This window comes from Pseudoalteromonas sp. S1609 (genome assembly GCF_005887255.1).
Lineage (GTDB): Bacteria > Pseudomonadota > Gammaproteobacteria > Enterobacterales > Alteromonadaceae > Pseudoalteromonas.
The window spans coordinates 23135-45806 of the sequence record NZ_PNDJ01000010.1; the positions used below are offsets into that span (position 1 = coordinate 23135).

18 protein-coding genes are annotated in these 22672 nt (G+C 40.4%); 11 read left to right on the forward strand and 7 right to left on the reverse strand.

The window, feature by feature from the left end:
- Positions 1-8 precede the first annotated feature (8 nt).
- Positions 9-2360, reverse strand: coding sequence for a TonB-dependent receptor (locus CWB76_RS03615; protein ID WP_138605503.1), 2352 nt, complete (start codon positions 2358-2360; stop codon positions 9-11).
- Between the two features lie 235 nt (positions 2361-2595).
- Between CWB76_RS03615 and CWB76_RS03620 the strand changes: the two genes are divergently transcribed.
- Entirely contained in the window at positions 2596-3009 is a 414-nt protein-coding gene (locus tag CWB76_RS03620) for a hypothetical protein (protein WP_138605505.1), read from the forward strand.
- Positions 3010-3364: 355 nt separating this feature from the next.
- Here the strand turns inward: CWB76_RS03620 and CWB76_RS03625 are convergent, their stop codons facing one another.
- From CWB76_RS03625 to CWB76_RS03640, 4 genes are all read right to left on the reverse strand, one after another.
- Positions 3365-5032, reverse strand: a complete 1668-nt coding sequence (locus CWB76_RS03625) for an RluA family pseudouridine synthase (protein ID WP_138605507.1) — start codon at positions 5030-5032, stop codon at positions 3365-3367.
- Between the two features lie 136 nt (positions 5033-5168).
- The gene (locus CWB76_RS03630; protein ID WP_138605509.1) at positions 5169-7217 is read right to left on the reverse strand and encodes a S9 family peptidase; all 2049 of its coding nucleotides are present in this window, start codon (positions 7215-7217) and stop codon (positions 5169-5171) included.
- A 138-nt stretch (positions 7218-7355) separates the two neighbouring features.
- Complete coding sequence (locus CWB76_RS03635) at positions 7356-8588, reverse strand: threonine/serine exporter family protein (protein WP_138605511.1); 1233 nt, start codon at positions 8586-8588, stop codon at positions 7356-7358.
- Positions 8589-8710: 122 nt separating this feature from the next.
- The gene (locus CWB76_RS03640; protein ID WP_138605513.1) at positions 8711-9934 is read right to left on the reverse strand and encodes a glycosyltransferase; all 1224 of its coding nucleotides are present in this window, start codon (positions 9932-9934) and stop codon (positions 8711-8713) included.
- 275 nt (positions 9935-10209) lie between these two features.
- Here CWB76_RS03640 and CWB76_RS03645 point away from each other — a divergent pair, with 275 nt between their 5' ends.
- Complete coding sequence (locus CWB76_RS03645) at positions 10210-12660, forward strand: S9 family peptidase (protein WP_138605515.1); 2451 nt, start codon at positions 10210-10212, stop codon at positions 12658-12660.
- A 235-nt stretch (positions 12661-12895) separates the two neighbouring features.
- Positions 12896-13513, forward strand: coding sequence for a LysE family translocator (locus CWB76_RS03650; protein ID WP_138605517.1), 618 nt, complete (start codon positions 12896-12898; stop codon positions 13511-13513).
- Positions 13514-13585: 72 nt separating this feature from the next.
- On the opposite strand, the gene uvrA is transcribed toward CWB76_RS03650, so the two are convergent.
- Positions 13586-16147 carry an excinuclease ABC subunit UvrA gene (gene uvrA, locus CWB76_RS03655; RefSeq protein ID WP_138605519.1) on the reverse strand — a complete coding sequence of 854 codons (2562 nt, stop codon included), beginning with the start codon at positions 16145-16147 and terminating at the stop codon, positions 13586-13588.
- Between the two features lie 497 nt (positions 16148-16644).
- On the opposite strand from uvrA, the gene CWB76_RS03660 reads away from it, so the two are divergent.
- The gene (locus CWB76_RS03660; RefSeq protein WP_008109146.1) at positions 16645-17499 is read left to right on the forward strand and encodes a PA4780 family RIO1-like protein kinase; all 855 of its coding nucleotides are present in this window, start codon (positions 16645-16647) and stop codon (positions 17497-17499) included.
- Positions 17500-17670: 171 nt separating this feature from the next.
- Here CWB76_RS03660 and CWB76_RS03665 read toward each other — a convergent pair whose 3' ends face one another.
- Positions 17671-18033, reverse strand: coding sequence for a hypothetical protein (locus CWB76_RS03665; protein ID WP_138605521.1), 363 nt, complete (start codon positions 18031-18033; stop codon positions 17671-17673).
- 589 nt (positions 18034-18622) lie between these two features.
- Here CWB76_RS03665 and CWB76_RS03670 point away from each other — a divergent pair.
- The 7 genes from CWB76_RS03670 to CWB76_RS03700 all read left to right on the forward strand — a co-directional run bounded on the left by CWB76_RS03670 (position 18623) and on the right by CWB76_RS03700 (position 22427).
- Complete coding sequence (locus CWB76_RS03670; RefSeq protein WP_138605523.1) at positions 18623-19117, forward strand: GNAT family N-acetyltransferase; 495 nt, start codon at positions 18623-18625, stop codon at positions 19115-19117.
- A gap of 303 nt (positions 19118-19420) precedes the next feature.
- Positions 19421-19666, forward strand: coding sequence for a hypothetical protein (locus tag CWB76_RS03675; protein ID WP_138605525.1), 246 nt, complete (start codon positions 19421-19423; stop codon positions 19664-19666).
- Between the two features lie 117 nt (positions 19667-19783).
- Complete coding sequence (locus CWB76_RS03680; protein ID WP_138605526.1) at positions 19784-20143, forward strand: GFA family protein; 360 nt, start codon at positions 19784-19786, stop codon at positions 20141-20143.
- A gap of 339 nt (positions 20144-20482) precedes the next feature.
- Positions 20483-20992, forward strand: a complete 510-nt coding sequence (locus tag CWB76_RS03685; protein ID WP_138605528.1) for a M23 family metallopeptidase — start codon at positions 20483-20485, stop codon at positions 20990-20992.
- Between the two features lie 105 nt (positions 20993-21097).
- Positions 21098-21442 carry a 5-carboxymethyl-2-hydroxymuconate Delta-isomerase gene (locus CWB76_RS03690; protein WP_138605530.1) on the forward strand — a complete coding sequence of 115 codons (345 nt, stop codon included), beginning with the start codon at positions 21098-21100 and terminating at the stop codon, positions 21440-21442.
- Between the two features lie 48 nt (positions 21443-21490).
- Positions 21491-21892, forward strand: a complete 402-nt coding sequence (locus CWB76_RS03695) for a hypothetical protein (protein WP_138605532.1) — start codon at positions 21491-21493, stop codon at positions 21890-21892.
- A 58-nt stretch (positions 21893-21950) separates the two neighbouring features.
- Positions 21951-22427, forward strand: a complete 477-nt coding sequence (locus CWB76_RS03700) for a hypothetical protein (RefSeq protein ID WP_138605533.1) — start codon at positions 21951-21953, stop codon at positions 22425-22427.
- Positions 22428-22672: the final 245 nt, after the last annotated feature.

The following is a 22672-nucleotide window of genomic DNA, read 5'->3' on the forward strand; positions in this document are numbered from 1 at the left end:
CAAACGGTTTAAAAGTTATGGGTAAGCGTGAGCTTAGCGTTAATTGGTAATTCTGGGAACGCGAGTGTCGCGCCAAAATAACCGCCTTCAAATACAGGGCGCCAGTTTTGCTGATCGGTAATATTATTTACATCAAGCCTCAATTTAGTTGCTGAGGTAAACGCATAGCTGGTATTAACATTTAAGGTGTGCTGATCGCGAATGTATACGGTAGCCAAAAAATCCAATGGGTAGCTTTTAGTATACAGGGCAGAAAATCCAGCTTGCCACTGAGAAGTAATTGTATAGTTAGCGTTTAAGCTTAACGATTGCTCTGGGATCCCTTGTACTTGACGGTTTGAGGGAGCAAAAGCTGTATAACTTGGTGCACCAATGCTGTTACCCGCAATAATATCGGGACGCGAATTATCAAACGCATCGGCTATTTGAGCTGAGTCTTGGCCTGTCGCAGAGTTATCATAACGGGCATCAATGTAACTGTAGCCTGCGCTTACCCAGTAAGGGTAAGCGTCGTAAAATACTTGGCTTTCGAATCCGGTTGTACGAATGCCAGTATTGCTACCATCGCGATTACGTAAGCTGCGGCGTTGGCTAAATACAGCAGCATCTGCATACCAGTCGCTTTGTGTTGGCGCATATTTCACGCCAAACTCGACTAAAGTATTTTCCGTAGCAAAATTTTGTGCGCTAATTGTATTGTCACCACCTAACGTATTGCCGCCGGCCATGCTGTTAGAGGTGGCTTCGTTATAACTTGCTGCCGCATAAGTGGTTAAATCGTCATTAACTGAGTAATTAACGCTCAGCTGCGCTGATTGCAGTGTATCATTTATGCTATCACTAGCCGCTATTTGACCTTGAGGCGCAATGGGGTCGCGTGCTTCTACATCATAGTAATCAACACGATAGCCAGCACTGGTGCGTAAGCTGTCAGTCCATTGTGAGTCTTGTTGAATGGCAATGCCGGTTTGCCATGAGCGTGAGTCTGTAGTGTCTGATAAATTAAAATCACCACTGCCATCATTGTTAATATCGTACTGACCACCAGGGGATACATATACACCAGAACGTAGCTCTACCAAACGTGCTTTTTGAGTATCAGTTAATGGAATGCGGCGGTTTGAAAGTGGGCCGGTTAAATCAATAGGTGTGTCGGCTTCAGTAGTAAACTGGCTGTAACCCAATACTTTATTGTAGCGAACATCAACAGCAAATAAGGTTTGCTGCTCATCGCTCCATTGATACGTAAGTTCAGTGCGGTTTTGTGCGGTATCGGCACCATCAATTATTTCAACAAAACTATTTTGTGCTATTTCTTCGCGCTGTAAATGTTGAAAGTAACTAATGTTTTTAATCGACATTACATCAGACAGTGCGCGCTTATAAATACTGTGAACTAAATAAGTGGTTGCTTGATTGAGATTATCAGGATCGGTAAGCACACGGCTGGTATCTATTTTGACTTGTCCTGTAGGCGATATAATAGAGCCTGCGCTAGGCACTGTGCTGCCATTCGCTTGTAACCCTTGACCAGTAATGTAAAGATTATGATCGATAAGCGCTTGGGTAGGGCGGTTTATACCGGCGTTATCGGTAAATTCTGTTTGGTACAGTTCAAAGTTAATGTCCCAACTGCTTTTATCATCCGGTAAAATTTTTAATGCCGCAAACAAGCTATCACTTTGTGTGGCTGAGTAGTCATAATAACTACCCTGATCAATATGCTCATAGCTAACACGTAAGCCAATTTTATTCTCAACAATCGGTGCGTTGTAATCTACTTGGGCACTATACTTATCCCAACTGCCTGCAGACAACTTCACATTGCCTTTGCGCTGATCAGTTGACGCTGTTTTAGAGTGTAAGTTTACAAAGCCACCATTACGTTGGCTTGAACCAAACAGCACAGGCGGTGCGCCTTTAACTACGTCTATTTGTTCTATCGCATTAAACGACAACGGCACACCAAAACCATTATTACCTGCTTGGCGTCGAGTACCATCTTGAAATAACTCACCTAACTGGCCGCGGATCGTCGGTAAGCTTGGTGCACCAAAACCACTGGCCGCGTATGTATTAGGACTTACAGCGAGCACATCGTGCAATGTTGTTATATTTAATTGCTCAATTAACTCTTTAGAGATAGGCGTCACAGAGCGGGCTATGTCTTGCAAAGCCAGGTTGTCGCCAAAAGGGCCGTTTACTGTGGTGTTTTTAATAGAGAGGTTTTTAGATTTAAGCGCTTGACCTGCCACCTCAATTCGCTCAATGGGGTCAGAGCTAGTTGTTTCATTAGCCTGAGCAGCTAAAGCTACATTTAACAGGGGGGCGAGGGTTAAAGCTAAATACGTGTATTTCAAATCGTGTTTCTCTATTTTTATATGTTGATGTACACAAAAGACCAAGACAGATAAAAATATCTTTCAATCAATTGCTAATATTTTTATTTTTTATCTTAGCGCTTAAATAATAGTGCCTTTAAATAACTCAACTTAAGATCAGTTTAGGTTTAATTTTAATTAATTGAAAATAAAAATACGTTTATACGGTCTTACTTGCCAATTAGTTTATTTATATCTTTTTTAAGGAAATTTTATGACAGATTCGATCAATACAGATGTACAAACTCGTTTGCAATGGTCGCTTTTATCGCTGCGATTAGGGGTGTTTATTGTGATGGTAATGTGGACACTGGATAAATTTGTAAATCCGGGGCATAGCGCCCGTATTTTTGAACATTTTTATGGGATCAGTGGCTCTACCGATACTATTGCTTATATTTTAGGTGCACTGCAATTATTGCTAGTAATAGCATTTTTAGTCGGTTTTAAAAAACGTATTACTTACGGTGTTATTTTTATAATGCATGGACTATCAACGCTATCTTCTTACAACCAGTACATTGATGGCTTTAATAATTTACTGTTTTTTGCAGCATGGCCTATGTGGGCTGCGTGTTTTGTGCTTTATTTATTACGCGATCAAGACGTAAAATTTACTGTTAAATAATAAGCAAAAAAAATGGTTATAAGCGTTAGCCTATAACCAATAAAGTACACAGGGAGTGTAGGAAGTTCTGTTGAGCAAAGTAAGCGGTTAGCAAGCCATTTACTGTGTGTAATTAAAAGCACTTTTTGGCGCTTTCAATCAAGTTAAGTTGCTGTAACAAATACGTACAATAATAAAAGCAAAGCCAATGCCAATTTTTAACAGTATGAATTTTATAGATATTTATATTGTTTGGGTTGTGGCTTTGCATAATGCAGGTAATTTTTTCTATATTGCAACGGTAAAAGTTACCTACTTTGCAATATGAAAAAATGGCACTGTTTTAGAATCCGATACAACTAAAAGCAGCGAAGATTTAAAAATCAGCGGCTACTTCAAATTCTAATCGTTCATGACTAATAGGATGGGTAAAAGCTAAATACTCGGCATGCAAATGTAGTCGGTCTGATTTTTCACCGTAGTGGGTGTCGCCCACAATGGGTGTATTTAACCCCAAGTGGTGGGCACAGTGAACACGCAATTGATGAGTACGTCCTGTTTTTGGATAGAGTTGTAAGCGGGTAGTATTATTTTTACGTTCCAGTACCTGCCATGTTGTTAATGACGGCTTCCCCGTTTTGTAACACACCATTTGCCGTGGCTTATCATCAAAATCAAGCACTAAAGGTAGCTCTATGCTGCCACTTTCAGCAGCAATATTACCCGCCACTAAAGCAACATAACGTTTTTCTACACTACGCTCTATAAATTGCTTTTGCAGTGCTTTATGTACCCGTTTATTTAGCGCAATCATTAACAGCCCTGAAGTCGACATGTCTAATCGGTGTACAATAAGTGGCCCCGAAGCGTGTGGGAACTGAGTTTTAATACGCATATATACCGAATCGTCAATATTAATGCCTGGCACAGATAAAAATTCAGCAGGTTTATTTACCACCAACAAATCATCGTCTTGATAAACAATCGTTAGGTCTTTACCCTGTGCAGGGTTGACCAAGAGCGGGTTGTCTTCAACATTTAACCCCTCCAGCATATGTCCTAAAATAGGCTGGCATTTGCTGTAACACGATGGGTAATAATGTAAATGATGCCTAATCGCTGATTTTGGCGGTGCGCCCCACCAAAATTCGGCCATAGCCAGCGGCTTTAAATTATGTTTATAGGCATATTGTAATAATTTTGGCGCTGCACAATCTCCCGCACCTGAAGGCGGTGTGTGTTCGGGCAGTTTGGCAAAAATGGCATTCAAATCGGTCACTTCGCCGTTTGCATTTAAAAACTGGTATTGAGCGAATAGCTTTTTTTGTAAATTTTTAGAGAGTACTTTACGGCGTTTTTTTAATCCGTTAATTTCATCATCTATTGTGAGTTGTGCTTGTTCAAGCGCTGCAATGCGTGTTTGCCACTGTTGCTTTAATGCTTGTAGTTGTTTTTTCTCAACAATGCTCTGCCCAGCTAATTGGTTCTTCAGTTTTTCAAACTCATCATTATTGAGTTGTTCGCTGGCGGCTTGTCGTTGCTGTTTTCGCTGTTTTCGAGTTACTTGCATCGCTTGCTGCTTGGCGATAAGTTGTTGCTCATAGTGTTGGCGAGCAGTCACTAACTGTTGCTCAATTTGTTGATAATTATCACTGTTTTGCAAGGCTGTAATTTGCGCATTAATATCGTTAATCACTTGGCTCTGCTGACTAAATTCTGCATCGTCTATATGTTTAAGTGCCACATTTGGCGCAAAATGCAGTTGCTCATCTATCCCCGCTATTTGCCCCGAATAGGCGCTAATAAAGCCTAGCTGTTGCGACTCATCTTGAACAACCAATACGCCAAACATTTTACCGGCATCAATATCATCTGTATCTAAAATAGCCTTATCTAGCTTTTTTAATTGTTGTTGTAATTGTTTTGCAGCGGCAACGGCCAGCGGATGAGGTTTATAATAAAAGGGAAACGTAAACTGCTCAGGCAGTGCAAGGTTATCTATATTTTCATTAAAAGTGGTAAAGCAGCTAGCAGGGTTTGACATGGCAATAGTGTGATTAGCAGTTATCAGAATAATTAGTCAGAGTGTAACATAAGCAGCGCTGTGCCACTAAGCATGCCTGGCATTACAAACAAAAAGGCCAACATATTTATGTTGGCCTTTGGTATTAAGCTAAGACTTATTTGTTAGCGTCTTTCACTGCTTTTAATTTAGCCGCATGGTCAATTTCAAATGCAGGCATGTCTTTTTTGCCTTCCATCAAGTAGTTGTCCATCCAACGCATTAAACGCAAGCTGTAATCGTACTGTGCCGCTACTTTACGGTTACCATGGCCTTCGCCTGGGTAGTAAACAAGGCGAACATCTTTACCTTGCACTTTCATGTAACGGTAAAGTTCCATAGATTGTGCAGGGTGAACACGAGGATCGTCTTTACCATGCATAATAAGCAGTGGCGTTTCAGATTGACCCGCCCAGTAAATTGGGCTGCGCTCTAGGTACCATTGCCATTTATCCCATGGGTATGAACGCGCATGAACTAGGTTCATTTCGTTTGAAATATCAGTAGTACCAAATTTAGATAGCTGGTTAGTTACACCCACAAACATAACGCTGGCAGCAAAGTGCTCGGTTAGCTTTGTTGCGCCCCACGCTGATGCATAACCGCCGTAAGAACCACCGGTAATACCCACGCGTTTAGTATCAACTAATCCCATATCAACAAGGTGATTTTTAAAATCAACTAAGTCGTCAAACTCTTTACCTGCGTAATCGTTTTGACCTAGTTTAGAGTAATCTACGCCTTTACCTGTTGAACCTCGGTAATTAGGGTAAAATACCGCGTAACCACGTGCAGCGCCCATTTGACCAGGACGCGAGTAGTTAGTTACCCAGCCGTTTTTATCATGACTTTCAGGGCCACCGTGTACCGACATAATTAGTGGGTAGCGTGTGCCTTTTTCATAATCGAGTGGGTAAACTAATACACCATCAAGCTCTACACCGTCACGCGCTTTAAGGGTAATTGTTTCTTGTTTAGCAAAGCGTTTGTCGTTTAACCAGCTGTTTGAATCAGTTAAACGCTTTGCCTTGTTACTGCGCACAATAAAGACTTCGTTAGGGTGTTTTGCCGTGTTACCACGAAGTGCTAGTGTTTTATCTGAATCAGAAACACTTAGCTGTGAGGCAATAAATTTGCCCTCTTTTACTAGCTTCTTGTATTTGTTAGAGCCGGTTTTAATGCTCGCAACAAAACTTTCTGTGCCAACATTGGCAATAAAGTTAAGCGTGTTACGTTTATGCGACCATTCAACGTCAACAACTTGGCCCATAAAGTTAGGTAACCATTCAGTGATTTCGGCGGTTTTAGTATCGGCAATAAATAAGCGGCCAGTTGCAGGGTCGTGCTTATCTTCAGCACCTAAAATAGCAATGTATTTACCGTCATGCGAAAGCTCGGCATCGCCTAGCTTACCTTCAGTTTTAAACGATAAGGTGACTTTGTTGCTGGCAATATCAAACAAGTGCCACATCGATTTTGTGTATTTATCATCAATTAGTGCAGTAGGTTGAGTTTTAACCAGAAGCTTTTCACCATTCGCAGCCCAATTAACGTCACTCACGTAGCTATCAACATTGAGTGCGGTAGGGGTAAGTGGCTTGTCGGCTTTAGCTAAATCTACAATAAAAAGCTGCTTGTTTTTAAGGCCTTGCTCGTACACTTCTGCTTTAAAGCCAAGTTTTTTAAGTTCTTTTTCTGACTTATCAGCAGCTGGCATTGCTAAAATAGCGACTTGCTTGTTATCAGGGCTTAACTGATAGCTTGAAATAGATGTGTCTTTTAATGACATAACCGCTTGTGCTTGGCCGCCATCAACAGGTATTTGGTAAAGCGAAGTATATTTGTCGTCTTTTAATTTCGCTAAAAAGTAAATTGTTTTGCTGTCGTTTGACCATTGTAGGCTTTTAATATTAACTGAACCGGTAATAAAAGGGCGTTCAACACCTTTATCGTCAACAACATAAAGCTCACTGTAATTGCTGCCATTTTCGTCAACGTAAAGCGTGCGAGGTAACGAACGGGTAAATGCAACACTGTCGCCATCGGGGCTAACGGTTGTTTGTATTACCGATTTTACTTTTGGAATGTCTTCAACAGTAATTGCTGATTGCGCAAATGCAAGTGAGCTTGAAAGCCCAATTGCTATCGCTAAGCTAGTTTTTAGCATTGTTATTTCCTTTGCTTTATTAGATTTCAGCCATTATAGCAAGGTGTTCTCAATATACTAAAAAATGCGATTAATCCTCAAAAGAGGAGGTTTAATGTTGTAGTTATGCAAAAGCGCGGCTTAAAACCGCGCATAAATCTATAGACTCTTTTTAGGAGGAAGTGCCACGTTTGCAAAAATAAGTCCTGCCACCAGCGACATAAAGATTAAAAACGTTTGCTGACCAATATGATCTGCATAAACAAAGTCTTGGCCTTCAATCAGTGAGTTTAAACCAATATACGTTTTGCTCCCTGGTACCAATACAATTAGGCCTTGCATAGCAACAATTGAGGCCGGGGCATTAGCAACACGGTTAAATAAATTACTAAATACACCGACTGAAAATGCACCAATAAAGGTCCCTAACGTGTAATTTAAATCTAAATAAATAGCAGGCCCAATACTGGTGCCATAAGCTATAAAGCCTGAGGCAATAGACCAGATTGCATGTTTAAGCTTAGTTCTAAAAATAACGATTAAGCTACTACATAAAAGTAAAATAGCGAGCCATGCAGTCCACTTTGGTAGCGGCTCAGGTTGTACGAAATCAGCTTGCCCAAATACCGCAAAGCCAATAGCAAGACCAATAAAAGCCCCAAAATAAAGCTTAAACAGCAACATAAATGAGTCCATTACGCGTGCTGTGCCCGATACTAAGTGTCTGGCTGCAAGTTCAGCTAGGCCAAGTGCAAGGGCTAAACCGGGTATAAACACAATAATGGCAGAAAGTACAATTAATCGAATGTTGATGTGTGCATCTAAATGAACGCTAATAGCACAAGCAAGAATAGCCGACACTATCGCCACTAATGGCTCAAGCATGTGGGCCACACGTTTCGAACGAGCCGACCACAATACAAATAAGTATACAACAAAGGTCAATAAACCAGACCAAATAACATCATTCCAACTGGTGCCCATAAGCATGGCAAATGCGCCGCCAGAGGTAGCAAAGGCAACACCTGTCAGTACTCTATTATAAGGATTTGGAGCATCAAAAATGATATCAAGTTGCTGATCAACCTCTTGCAACGTGAGCTCGCCATTGAGCATTTTATTAACTAAATCGTCGGTATCGGCAAGTGAACCTAAATCGTGATCGCCTGGGTCAACGCGGGCAACATGGGTATATTCATCTTCATGGCCATCGGTCCAAATAACAAAGGTAACCGACGTGGGCGACATAACAAACGATGATTTAAGATCTAAATAAGTCGCCACTTCCATTAAGTGGGCTTCTAAGCGATAGGCCGGGGTACCGTATTTATGGAGCATTTTGCCCAATTTAACGATAAATTTGCGTTTTTCAGTAAACGTTGCGGTTTTCAAATTTGTTTTGAACCAACTATTAAATAACTAAGCTAAAAATATAGGCAATAATGCTAAAATTGCCCAAGTTTATTTGCGGCGATTTTAAACACAAATCGCCGCCTGTCTAGTGATTTTTAAAGTTATTTTTTATTTTTTTCTGCTATCCACTGCGACATATATTGTGTACTGCGCATGGTATGGTGTTTGAGCATTTGACCCGTGAAATTTTTCATCCTGTGAGCATCTAAATTACTGCTTATTGAGTCGATTTTTTCAATTAATTGAGCACTTAACTGCACTTTGTCATACAGAGTATTAAGCAGAAGGCCGCCAGCGGCTTGTGCTTCACTAAATTTAGCCTCGTTGTTGTATAAAGAGACTGCGGCATCTGCAAAAGCTTGCGCATCTGCTGTTACCACACCTGGCCAAGGTAGCGTGCTGTGCATACCTTCGCTGCCAATAGGCGTGGTGATGCTTGGGGTTTGCATGATCATGGCTTCTAAAAGTTTACCTTTAATACCTGCCCCAAAACGCAAAGGAGCTAAGCAAATCCGCGCACTTTGCATTACTTCATACGCATCATCGGCCCAACCTTTAATTAAAAAGCCGGTTTTAGGATTATTAAGCGCGGTGGCTTTTGGCGGTGGGTAGGAACCATAAATATGCAATTCTGCCTGCGGTAGTTGTTTGCGGATAAGCGGCCAAATTTTTTGTAAATAGAGTACCGCATCCCAGTTTGGGGCATGTCGGAAATTGCCAATGGTCATAAAGTGTTGGCGTTGTTCATACGATTTAGTTTGCTCAGGTAAGGCACTTAAATCAACCATAAATGGTAAGTGATGTAACACACTAGGCTCAACTTTAAACACTTCATTGAGTAGTTCCATCTCATAGCTTGAGATAATTAAGCTGAGATCACAGCGTAAAATAGCGGCTATTTCACGTTTAGCTATGTCTGATAGTAAATCGTTATGGTTAAATTCACGCTCAGCTTTATGCGCCTCATGGCGAGCATTACGCAGGCACTGCAAATCTTCGGTATCTAAAATTTTAAGCGCATTAGGACAATGCTTATCTACGCGCCAACCAAATTGTTCTTCCATCATAAAACGATCGAACATCACTAAATCGGGGTTGTAAGCTTTAACATAGTCATCAAAACTATCGCAGTTAAGAGCGATGCTTTGGCTGGTTATACCAAAGTCGGCAAGGTCAACCATGTGTTCGGTAGGCAGTGCGGGCGTGGCGAACTCAACATCCCAGTTTTGCGCCCTAAACGCATTTAGTAACGACATCATGTGCGTACCTGCAGCAGATGAATTGGGCTCTGGCCATACATAGCCAATTACCAGCACTTTTTTCATTGGCTAGATTCTCTAATTATTTGATGGAAAAACAGACTCAAACACAGTGGTATATTTTTAAAAGCTGTAACGGTATTTAAAAAGCAGAGTATGATTTCGAAAAACTAAAATGCTGCAAATTAATGGACATAAACAACCAATTTTAGCGTTGAGTAAATAGGCGTGTATTTTAGCGTATTCAGGCTACTTAAGTCATTACTTAGCTTAACACTTTATGAATGGTGCAAAACGTGTTTATATATCCGGTAATATTCAAAAATAAAAAGGATAAAAACATGAATGCTTTTAGGCTATTAATTGCCTTGGTAGGCTGCATTGTTTTATTGCCTGCAAGTTATGCAGAGCAAGGATATCAAACTCCTTCACCTGCGCTTGCTACACTCGTAGATGCTAAGTTAGCCCCTACTAGCTCTTTATCAAATGATGGCCAGTGGCTTGCTTTGTTTGAACGAAAGCGTGTTGTATCAATAGATGAGCTGGCAAAAGAAGAATTTAAGCTTGCGGGAATAAAGCTCAACCCAGCTAACTTTTCACGCTCACGGGTAAGTGCCAAATACAGTGCGTTAGAACTTAAGCATGTAGAAAGTGGTACTGTGGTTAACGTGAATAATTTGCCACAGGGGATTATTCGCTCCCCTCGCTGGTCAGCAAATAGCGAGTATTTAGCGTTTATTGTTGAACAATCGGATAACGCACGGCTTTGGGTTTATAGCGTTAAAACCAAGCAAGCAAAGCAGTTAAATGAGCTTGCACTTAATTCAGTATTAACTGCTACACCTTATCAGTGGTTACCCGATAGCACAGCGATTGTGGCTAATTTAGCGGTTAACTTAGACAAACCCAGATTAACCAATGATACCCAAAGTACGGTACCAGTTATTCAACAAAGTAGCGGTGAAAAAGCGCCAGCGCGTACTTATCAAAATTTATTAACCAGCCCGTTTGATGAAGCACAGTTTAAGTTTTATGGCCAAGGGCAATTAGCATATATAACGCTTGATGGTAAAGCTCAGCAAATTGGTCGTGCTGGCTTATTTAAATCGTTTTCAATTTCGCCTGATTCAACCAATATTTTAGTCGCGACCATCGACGAGCCATTTTCGTATCAAGTTCCTTACAGCCGTTTTGCAACTACATGGCAAATATGGGGAATGCGTGGATATGCATTAGTCGAGCTGGCAAAGCAACCCCTTGCCGACAACATTCCACAAGGGTATGACAGTGTTCGCACTGGTCGTCGTGATTTTGAGTGGCGAGCCGATCAGGGTGCGGAGGTTATTTGGGCCGAAGCGCAAGATGGCGGCGATATGAAAACTGAGGTTGAGCATCATGATTACCTTTATAGTTTACGTGCACCGTTTAAACGCGAACCAAAGTTGTTTGCAAAAGTAGAGCGCCGTTATGCAGGTATAGAGTGGGGTAATGACAGCATTGCCATGCTAAGTGATTGGCGCTTTAGTGACAGACAAGTGCGTACTTATGTTATTCAGCCACGTAATGCTGATAGCAATCGTGTGCTATTTTCAGAGCGCAGTTACAATGATGCTTACAAAGACCCTGGTAGTGCCATATATGAGCGTAACGACTTAGGAACACGTGTTATAAAAGTCGTTGGTGGACGTTACATTTACCTTCGTGGTAATGGAGCATCTGAGCAAGGAAATATTCCATTTTTAGATCAATACGATGTAAAAACAAACAGCTCTAAACGAATTTGGCAATCTGCTGCACCTTACTACGAGCGAGTGCGTGCTTTATTAGACGATGAAGGTAAGCGTATTATTACTATTCGTGAATCTAAAACGCAGCAGCCTAACTTTTTTATTCGTGATTTAGATAAAGATAGCTTAACGCAACTGACCCAATTTGAGCATCCGTATCCTGCATTTAAAGGGGTGACTAAAGAACAATTACGTTATACCCGCGATGACGGTGTTGAGCTTTCAGGTACGCTTTATTTACCGCCAGGGTATGACAAAACACAAGGGCCTTTACCTGTTCTGATGTGGGCATATCCACTTGAATATAAAGATAAAGCGGTTGCTTCACAAGTGCGTGAATCAGAATACGAATTTACCTATATAGGTTATTGGGGCCCAATGCCTTATTTAGCTAAAGGGATTGCAGTATTTGACGATCCTAAAATGCCGATTGTAGGTGTTGATGGCAGTGAGCCAAATGATCACTTCAGAAAACAGTTGGTTTCTAGCGCCAAAGCAGCGGTTGATGTAATGGTTGAAAAGGGTATTGCTGATAAAGATAATATCGCCATTGCAGGGCACTCTTACGGTGCATTCATGGTGGCTAACTTATTAGCGCATAGCGACTTATTTAAGGCTGGTATTGCCCGAAGTGGTGCGTATAACCGCACATTAACGCCGTTTGGTTTTCAGGGTGAAGAACGTGATTTTTGGCAAGCACAAAGTGTGTACGCAAACATGTCGCCGTTTTTCCATGCTGAGAAGATTAACGAACCTATGTTAATGATCCACGGTCAAGAGGATCCTAATTCGGGAACTTTCCCAATGCAAAGTGAGCGTATGTACGCAGCGCTTAAAGGCTTGGGTAAAGAAGCGCGTTTAGTGATGCTTCCTTACGAAGCTCATGGCTACCGTGCCCGTAAAAGCTTATTACATGTACTGTGGGAGCAAGAGCAGTGGCTTAATAAGTACTTGCTAAGTGATAACGTTGAACCAGTTGATATGGAAGAACAACCGATTCAATAGTGTATTATGCCGTGAGATCAAGAAGATCCACTCTTAATCTCACGGCACTTAGCAAAAAATAGGGCTTTCGAGCTACGGGTCTCGGGCTAAGAGCATCGAGCTAAGTTCGGTGCTCTTAGCCCGACTCTCGATGCTGTTACTTCTAATTTATCGGAAGCTATTTCACCTTTGGCTTTTTTCCTTTACCCTTTCATTCAAAATTAACACTACTTTTTTAACCTATTGCGAGCTTTAAATGATTGATGTAGCTGCACTTGCGGTATTTGTTCCTACGTTCTTTTTTGTGTCTATTACTCCTGGTATGTGTATGACACTGGCCATGACTTTAGGCATGAGTATAGGCGTGCGCCGAACTTTATGGATGATGATTGGCGAGCTATTAGGTGTCGCTAGCGTTGCGGTAGCCGCGGTGCTTGGTGTAGCCAGCGTTATGCTTAATTACCCCAGTGCATTTGATATTTTAAAATGGCTAGGTGGCGCTTATTTAATCTACATTGGCATTAATATGTGGCGTGCGAAAGGAAAGATGTCGGTTGATACGCATAACACAACAGCCGTGAGCCGATATTCATTATTTTCGCAGGGGTTTGTAACCGCCATTGCCAACCCTAAGGGATGGGCGTTTATGATTTCCTTATTACCTCCTTTTATTAACGTACAATACAATGTTGCGCCACAGTTAGCGGTGCTGGTGGCTATTATTTTACTCTCAGAGTTTATCTGTATGATGATTTACGCAACAGGTGGCAAAAGCCTGCGGCTATTTTTAACCAAAGGCAATAATATTAAGTGGATGAATCGTATTGCGGGGAGTTTAATGGTGCTAGTGGGAGGTTGGTTAGCTTTGGGTTAAAAAAGAGCCCGAGGCTCTTTTTTATTTTGAGCATACAAAACCGCTAACCTTTTAATCTGAGTATGCTTGACTTTACAGCGCTTTTAAAAACGGCGCAGTACGGCTTTTTGTAGATTGCGCAACCTCGTTTGGTTTACCTTGTGCAACTATTATCCCGCCTTCGTCGCCGGCTCCTGGGCCAATATCAATAACCCAATCACTGTTACTGGCAACTTGCATATCGTGCTCAACCATAATGACGGTGTTGCCCGCATCAACTAAGCCACTTAACTGCGCCATTAGCATAGCTACATCTTTAGGGTGCAGGCCAGTGGTTGGCTCATCTAAAATATAAAGCGTATCGCCGCGCTGTGTACGCTGTAACTCGGTAGCAAGTTTAATGCGCTGGGCTTCACCGCCCGAAAGCTCAGTAGCAGGTTGGCCTAGACGTAAATAGCCAAGACCTACTTGTAGCAGCGCATTTAGCGCGCGCAAAATAATAGGTTCGTCGGCAAAAAATGTATGCGCTGATTCAACGGTTAAATTAAGTACATCAGCAATAGTTTTATCTTTATAGGTAATGTCGAGTGTTTTTTGGTTGTAACGCTTGGCGTTGCATACAGGGCAAGGCGAATACACGCTAGGCAAAAATAACAGCTCCACGCTTACAAAGCCTACGCCTTCGCAATTTTCGCATCGACCCTTTTTAACGTTAAACGAAAAGCGACCGGCATCGTACTTACGCGCTTTTGCCTCTTTGGTATTGGCAAACAGTTTACGTACGTGATCAAATAAGCCCGTATAAGTTGCAAGGTTTGAACGAGGTGTGCGGCCAATGGCTTTTTGATCAACCGTTACCAGGCGCTTTATGTGTTCAATGCCGTGAGTTATTTGCCCGCCAGTTGTTATATCGAGCTCTTGCTCGAGTAGCTCGGCTTCATCTGTAGGTATTTGTGGCTGCGATTTTTGCCCTAGTGCATCGTAAACCAATTCAACAAGCGCTTGGCTTACTAAGCTTGATTTACCTGAGCCTGATACCCCTGTAACACTTGTAATAACCCCAAGCGGAAATTCTACATTAAGTTTTTGTAAGTTATTACGCTCAACATTTTTAAGCGTTAGCCATGCTTTTGCTGGGCGTTGTTTACTTTGTATTTGAGCTTGCTGAGATTCGTCATTTTTAAATAAATACTGGCTCGTGTGTGAGTTACTAATTTGCTTTAAGCCTGCAACAGGGCCGCTATAAACAATATTACCGCCACGGGAGCCCGCATTTGGTCCTACATCAACCACCCAATCGGCATGGCGAATAACACTTACGTCGTGCTCAACCACAAACACTGAGTTACCAGCGGCAATTAGCTCATCTAGTGCGGCTAATAAGGCTTGTGTATCGGCAGGGTGTAAACCTGCTGAGGGTTCATCTAACACATACACTACACCAAATAATTTTGATCGAATTTGCGTTGCAAGCCTTAAGCGTTGTAATTCACCAGGCGATAACGATGGGGTGGTGCGTTCAAGCGATAAATACCCTAAACCAAGTTTGGTGAGTGCTTCAACGCGTTTAAGAATGTCGCCTGCTATACGCTTTGCAACTATGGCTTTTTCGGGGTTTGCAGCGTTACTTTTAGCGGGGTTACTAGCAGCAAACCTTAGCTTATCTGCCAGCTCATTGAGTGTTAGCTGCGAAATTTCGCCTATATCAAGGCCAGCTACTTTAACCGATAACGACTCTTTTTTGAGTTTTTTTCCTTCGCACTGCGGGCACTGTGATATTTGCATATACTGCGATACGCGCTTTTTAGTACGTGGGCTTTGAGTGCTCGTAAACGACTGTAAAACAAAACGTTTAGCACTTGTAAATGTACCCATATAGCTAGGGCTTTCTTCATTTTTAATTGCCGCTTGTGTTTGCTCAAGTGTGTACTCAGGAAACACGGGCACTGTAGGTGTTTCGTCGGTAAATAAAATCCAATCACGGGCTTTTTTAGGCAGGGTATTCCACGGTTTATTAATATCGTAGCCTAAAGAAGTAAGAATACGGCTTAGGTTTTTACCTTGCCAAGCCGGCGGCCATGCTGCAATGGCGCGCTCTTTAATTGATTTAGTGGGATCGGGCACTAGTAACTCTTCGGTGACGTTAAAAACGCGGCCAATACCATGGCACTCTGGGCAGGCGCCTTGTGGCGTATTGGGCGAAAACGCATCGGCGTAAAGTATGCCTTGCCCTTTGGTGTATTCGCCTGCGCGTGAGTAGAGCATTCGCAGCGCGTTAGATATAGTGGTTACACTACCCACCGATGAACGTACCGAGGGTGCACCACGCTGCTGTTGTAATGCTACCGCTGGTGGCAGCCCTTCAATCGAATCTACATCAGGCTCGTCTACCTGATCGATTAACCTGCGTGCATAAGGCGAAACTGAGTCAAGATAACGATGTTGCGATTCGGCAAATAATGTCCCAAAGGCGAGCGATGATTTACCCGAGCCCGATATACCGGTAAACACCACAAGTGAATTACGAGGCAGGTTTACATCCACATCTTTTAAGTTATGAACACGTGCGCCTCTTACTTGAATGCTGTGATCTGGGTTTAATAAGGCCGATTGTACATTATTAACCTCATGTGACTTTTTAGGTGTGGTTGCCATGTAATATATACTCCTGTGTAATAATCCTGTGTTTATTAATGTTCTATAAAGTATTAATAATAATGCAGTCTTACTGAATGAACGCTTAGCTATATGCTAGTTTTGCATTTACATAACAGAAAAACTGCTAGTATAAACTTTAACCAAAGACAATAATATTAATTGACTGAAGCGTATTGCGGGGAGTTAAATGATGTAGGTAGAAGTTTGGTTAGGTTGGAATAAGTTAACAATTTTAGTTATGTATTTATTGTTTTTTTTATTTGTTAGCATTTTTATGCTGTTTTAATTAAATATGGGCTCAATAATACTTAAAAAGCAAAAAAGGCGGTTGGCTTTTTCTGTGTAGTCGCTTATTCTAGCTGCGTAATTTAGTCATTAAATGTAACTTTAAAGTTTACTAATAATTTATAATTTTCTTCAATCCCCAAAGGTATGCCTCGTTTGAACCACATAGCAAAACAAAAAGCCAACTCTGTATTTTTAGAAGGTGTCGTTTGAAAATACCTAAACGCCTACAGCCATTAGTTGATGATGGTTTTATTGATGAAGTGATCAGCCGTTTAATGAGCGGTAAAGAGGCCGATGTATTTGTGGTCGCCTGTGGCGATGACATTCGCTGCGCTAAGGTTTATAAAGAGGCCAGTAAGCGCAGTTTTAAAAAGGCAGCACAGTATCAAGAAGGGCGAAAAGTACGAGGTGGCCGCCAAGCCCGTGCTATGGGTAAACGTTCAAGCTATGGCCGCCAATTAGAAGAAGAAATTTGGCAAAATGCCGAGGTTGACGCGCTGTCGCGTTTATCCTCAGCAGGTGTTCGGGTACCGCAAACTTACGGCTGCATTGACGGTGTATTGCTAATGGAACTTGTAAGCGATGATGAAGGCGATGTTGCACCACAACTTGGCGCGGTTGATTTAACTGAACAACAAGCCATTGAGCAACATACATTAATGATGCATTACATCAAGCTTATGCTGTGCGCAGGGATTATTCACGGTGACTTATCTGAATTTAACGTACTTGTAGATAGTAACGGCCCGGTAATTATTGATTTACCTCAAGCGGTTAACGCCTCTGCTAATAATAGCGCCGAAGCCATGTTTGCCCGCGACGTTAATAATATGCGCCGTTATTATGGCCAATTTGCACCTGCCTTATTACACACGCAATACGCCAAAGAAATGTGGGCACTGTTTGCTGATGCTAACTTAACCCCGCACTCAAAACTCAGTGGCGAATTTGAAGACGACAGCGAAGCGGCAGATGTAGACTCAGTACTTGACGAAATTCAAGCCGCCTTTGATGAAGAGCAAGAACGTAAAGAACGCATTCGCGACGCCGACGAGCAATAATCCTTAATTTATGTGCTGAGTTTTGACTATTAGATCAAAACTTAGCATATAGGTATGAGTCACATAAGGATGGATTTAGCTCGTCACAGCAAAATCTAATCTAGTTCCATTAGTACTATCAACGGTAACCGACAGGTGTGCATTTAACTAAAAGCAGCTTGATACTATCCATTAATTAAATGCCATTGAGTCTGCAAACACATTTTCATTATCAGTGTAATAGTTGATAAATTCTTCCTCATTAAAATCACATGTATAAAAAAAAGACGTTGTGACGGTCTTTTTATTATTTATAGTTATTTCGAATTCAGCTTGTGATGCTTTATTAAATAAAACACGACACTTAGTATTTAAGCCTAACGAATAAACCTTCCCATCAATTTCGATACTGTTGTTGCCTAAAGTAATTTCATTGGGAGTTGTTAATAAATGCAAAAAGTAATAGAGCCCTGTTAAATAGAAAAAAGGAGAAACAAACAAAGCAGCCTTTATCTTTACAGACTCAGAGTCATGTAAGTAATAGGTAGAGATCATGGATATTATTGAGAACAAAACAACCATAACAAAATTCGGAGAGAGCCAGTTTTTGGTAAATTTAAATATCATCTTCGATCGCAGAGGTAAGAGTGACGGTCGACTCAATAATTTAAGCTAACAGAAACTAAGGTTCTAAATTTGTGTAGCCTATCTTATTAAATTAACAATGGTATTTCTACATTTTAGCGCCTGAATAAAATATGCACATCGTCCATTCCCTTGTGTTTGCTTGCTAACCTTTTTGACCAGGTTATTGTGATATCGTACAAAGCCCACCTTGTCGTATTTTCGACAACTTTTTAAGCATAAACGAGAGAGTCCTGAATAACTAAAGTTGACACTTTTGCGAAGTTAGACAAAGAGCGAGAAGCTGTTAGTCAGAGTTTTTCTGTGTGACGTGAAGTTTTGCTCGCTTGACTATCAGCTTGTTGGCGGTTTTTTCAATCTATTCTTAAAAGTTTTTTTGTTGTTATTTTTGAGTAGTTATCGTTTAATAACATGATGTTTTTTAAAGATAACTATTAGCGAATCTTCACCTCTTTAGTGAAAGCTAATGTCGGACCACACATAAGGAAATAGGTATAAAATGGACACTACAATACGAAAAGCTGAATCAACCGATATCGCTGCAATAAAAATGCTGTGGCAGTTTTACCAATATCATCAGAGTATATTTGACTTAGAAGATGTTGGTTTAGATGGTTGCTATGATATTGATGAAGAATATTTAGAATGTGTAGTGCGTGGTGAGGAAGACTGCATTATTTATCTTGTACTCGTTTCTAACCAAATTGCTGGTTTTGCTACCGTAGAACCAACTGAGATCGTTGGCAAAGAAATACCTGAGTTGGCTGATATTTTTATTCTACCCAAATATCGAAAACAAGGCATTGCCAAATTTGTTATTCAAAACTTGATGCCTGTTGAAACAAATCAGTGGCATGTAGCAGTTCATTTAAACGATAGTTCAGCGTTGAAATTTTGGAATAGTTTGTTTGCTAAATTAAACGTTGCGCGTGTTGATAAAGTTGATCCTCCTGAAACAGAAGGCTACCACGAGTTTGTCATCACAAATAACTAGCAAGATTACAACGTCTTCTACGCTTAAGTAAAATTTGGTAAAAAGCGAAAAGCAGCCATTGAGATTGGCTAAATATCGTCGTTAATTGATTGGTTAAACAGCTCTTTGCGTATATATTCATGAAAATGAGCGCTGCGCGCATATTGGTTCATTTAACTTTGCTTTAAGATAATAGAAAACAATGTGATAGTAATATCTTAGGGAATTTGTTAAAACTACATAAAGTAGGTAAATGAGCGTTATATCGGCAGAAATATGCGCGATGAGCGCACTATTAAATTGTTAGCAGTACAGGGATATGTAATGAAATTAGGTGTAATCTGCACATTAGGTTTTTCTTTAGTATTTACTTTGACTGGTTGTTCAACTCAACCTGTATCTCACTATTCTGAGGTAGAAAAAGCAACATCAGATTTTTGTTCAAGGTATAACTATGTCAATGAAGTTGGTAAGGAAGTTAAGCTAACAACTTATACTATTATCGTAAAAGAAACCGATGATAGCGGTAGGGAAATTGAAACCAGCAAAACTGTAACTTGCGACGCATAATACTGCTAACAAGGCATTCAAACGGACAAAAAACAGTTGGTTGTTTTCACTCCGTTCAACATTTTAACCAACTATTTTTTGCCGCTTAATGTGGCGTTAAGTGTTCAAGGAGGAAACATGGTCAAAGCTACTTGTCATTGCGGTAATATCGTTATAACAGCAGACATGCTACTCGAATCCATTACCAGTTGTAATTGTTCAATGTGTTACCGGCTGGGTGCTCTTTGGGCTTATTACACAGTCGATCAAGTTGATATTAAAGTAAAATCAGAGGCTACTGTTTATTTGTGGGGTAGCAAAGTTCGCTCATATCATTCTTGCACTTTTTGTGGTTGCACGACTCACTACACACAAAAAAGAGATGACGGTACAAATAGGGTCGCAATCAACACCAGAATGGCTACTCCTGAGCTATTTAAGTCTGTTAATGTTAGGTTTTTCGATGGTGCTGATACCTTTAAATATGTTGAGCAATAGGGCACTTAACAAGAGTCTAAGGTTACGACAGTCCGCTCATGGCTGTGAGTTCAACTGGTGAATGCAACGCTATCCTTGTATTAATTGAGGCGCTCATCTTCAACTTAACTTATAGTCGAAATTAGTGTGTTGATTTAACGCGCTTAATTCGGTTTAATATCAGCTTAATTAATATGCTGAGTAATGCAGGGATGGCCTAGGGCAGCGGATTTCATTAACTTGGGCCTGGTTAGGGCATTAAAATCTTCCCTTTATAAACTAAAGCCCATTGTATGAATAGTTCCCACGCAGACACACTAACAGGGAGTGTTTCAGTTAATATGTGCCAAGGATAGCTCATTGAAAAAATTAAGATTTATACTCGTTCTACTTACCGCAGTTTTCCTTATAGGTATGATCATACCAGATGACATTGTTACTCCTGTTGAGGGTGCAACACCCAATGATTGGAACCATAATACTTTTTGGTATGAGCCATGGGGAAGCTCTGTGGTCCATAAAGGGATTGATATATTTGGTAAAAAAGGGACTACCACACTTTCTTCTAGCAAAGGCTTAGTCATTTATACGGGCACAGTACGTAAAGGCGGGAATGTAGTGGCAGTATTAGGGCCTAAATGGCGTATTCACTATTACGCGCATATGGAAAGTTACTCTGTTACAACGGGTACTGTTGTTAAGGCTGGCTCAGTTATTGGTGTTTTGGGAGATTCAGGTAATGCCCAGGGAAAACAACCGCATATTCATTATTCAATCTTATCAATAATTCCAATTCCTTGGTTAGCTACAACACAGACTCAGGGTTGGAAAAGAATGTTTTTTTTAAATCCTCACGAAATGTTTATATAAGCTGTATTGAAAAAATGTATTTAAGATAAATACCAATATGAACCTTATTCACAAGTAAGATGCGGTCAAACTATTTACATCAGCAATTAATATCAAGGAGAGTATATGCCTCATTTTATAATGGACTGTTCTGAAAGTGTTTTTGGGGAACATGATGAGGACTACATTATTGGACAAATTCATTTTGTAGCTCACGCTACAGGTTTATTCGACGAAGGTGATATAAAAGTCAGAATAAATCCATTTAATACTTTCTCTGTGGGGAATAAGCATGAAGACTTTATTCATGTGTTTGCCCATATAATGCAAGGAAGAACAACAGAGCAAAAAGCGAACCTCTCACGAGCAATTGTTAGTAAGCTTGTTGCTTTATTTCCTGAAATTTCTAACATTGCAATGAATATTAGTGATTTTGAAAAAGCGACATATTGCAATCGCACGATGCTTTAGCCAGCTATTATCTGCTATTTAACATAGTTTTGGATGTTTATAAAACGTATGAGTAACTCTCAACTACAAAATCTAATATCTCTTTATACTGCTTTTGCTTTTGTACCTACGTTATTGCTTTATTTGATTTATAGTATATTTGGTTGGGTTGTATTTTCACTTACATTAAACCCTTTTTTGGGTTATTTTTTGGTGGGTGGTGCTTATGGTTTATGGTCACTCCATTCATTAATAAAAACGATGAAAAACTTAACGGTATTAAAGCATCCTATTATTGTGAAACTTGGATTGTTATTAGGTTGTAGTTTTTGTCCTGTCGTTTTAACAACGACTGAATTTAGTACGATGAAACCACAAGAATTTATTTTTATGTATATTATTATTGCACCCTTTATAGCGACCTTTCATTTATTTTATTTATATAAAAAACAGTCGACTAGCGCCTCTTGAGCGATACTTTAACGAAACTATTTCCCAGTGGGCTTTATTAAACAAGGAGAACACAGGTATGGAACCAAATTACTCAGAATATTCAATTTCAGAGCTAGAAGAGTCATTACGTGCTATCGATCAAGAAGCGTATCCTGAAAGAACAAATGAGTTAAAAAAAGAGTTAAATAATCGCCTTGAAAACCCAGCAACGAGTCATGAAGTAGAGGATGGTTTTGAGGCGAATGCACAATTTTATAAATGTCCTCATTGTGAAGAAAAAATTGGATTTTTTTCTAAAGCGCTACAAAGTTGGAGCAAGATAAGAGAGTGCCCGCAATGCAAAAAACCATTTGCAGTAACCTTTAATATAAAAGTGTTTTTCATTGCGCTCTTACCTATGGTTATTTTTAATTATTTTATGATAAAACCTGTTTTAGGATCACTGGGATTAAATAAGTCTATTGGTTTGGGGATAGTGTGTGGTGTGTTAATTATTATATCAACCCGTTTGGGCAGAGTACGTGATGAAAGCGACACTATGAAAGAGCTTTAAGACGAATCTCTTAAACAGTTATATAAATTGCTCAAAAACAGCTTTCTATTTAGGAAAAGTTTAATGCTTCAAGCCTGATAATATAATTCAGGCTAGTTGAGAAATCAGAACAAGTTTTATTAATTTAAGAACTTAACCCCGCAACCTATGTGTAGGTGAGAGAATTAACCTAGTACGTGCTCGCTCAAATAGGCGTGCTCCCTTTGAGTCAGTTGAGATTTACAAAGAAATTAAAAGCAGTGTGC

Excerpts from the sequence above, each read along its gene's own strand:
- CWB76_RS03675 (WP_138605525.1), top strand. The coding sequence starts at position 19,421 with ATGAAATTAGGTGTAATCTGCACATTAGGTTTTTCTTTAGTATTTACT.
- CWB76_RS03690 (WP_138605530.1), top strand. The coding sequence starts at position 21,098 with ATGCCTCATTTTATAATGGACTGTTCTGAAAGTGTTTTTGGGGAACAT.
- uvrA (WP_138605519.1), bottom strand. The coding sequence starts at position 16,147 with ATGGCAACCACACCTAAAAAGTCACATGAGGTTAATAATGTACAATCG.
- CWB76_RS03650 (WP_138605517.1), top strand. The coding sequence starts at position 12,896 with ATGATTGATGTAGCTGCACTTGCGGTATTTGTTCCTACGTTCTTTTTT.
- CWB76_RS03640 (WP_138605513.1), bottom strand. The coding sequence starts at position 9,934 with ATGAAAAAAGTGCTGGTAATTGGCTATGTATGGCCAGAGCCCAATTCA.
- CWB76_RS03700 (WP_138605533.1), top strand. The coding sequence starts at position 21,951 with ATGGAACCAAATTACTCAGAATATTCAATTTCAGAGCTAGAAGAGTCA.
- CWB76_RS03630 (WP_138605509.1), bottom strand. The coding sequence starts at position 7,217 with ATGCTAAAAACTAGCTTAGCGATAGCAATTGGGCTTTCAAGCTCACTT.
- CWB76_RS03620 (WP_138605505.1), top strand. The coding sequence starts at position 2,596 with ATGACAGATTCGATCAATACAGATGTACAAACTCGTTTGCAATGGTCG.
- CWB76_RS03670 (WP_138605523.1), top strand. The coding sequence starts at position 18,623 with ATGGACACTACAATACGAAAAGCTGAATCAACCGATATCGCTGCAATA.
- CWB76_RS03645 (WP_138605515.1), top strand. The coding sequence starts at position 10,210 with ATGAATGCTTTTAGGCTATTAATTGCCTTGGTAGGCTGCATTGTTTTA.
- CWB76_RS03665 (WP_138605521.1), bottom strand. The coding sequence starts at position 18,033 with ATGATCTCTACCTATTACTTACATGACTCTGAGTCTGTAAAGATAAAG.
- CWB76_RS03695 (WP_138605532.1), top strand. The coding sequence starts at position 21,491 with ATGAGTAACTCTCAACTACAAAATCTAATATCTCTTTATACTGCTTTT.
- CWB76_RS03680 (WP_138605526.1), top strand. The coding sequence starts at position 19,784 with ATGGTCAAAGCTACTTGTCATTGCGGTAATATCGTTATAACAGCAGAC.
- CWB76_RS03625 (WP_138605507.1), bottom strand. The coding sequence starts at position 5,032 with ATGTCAAACCCTGCTAGCTGCTTTACCACTTTTAATGAAAATATAGAT.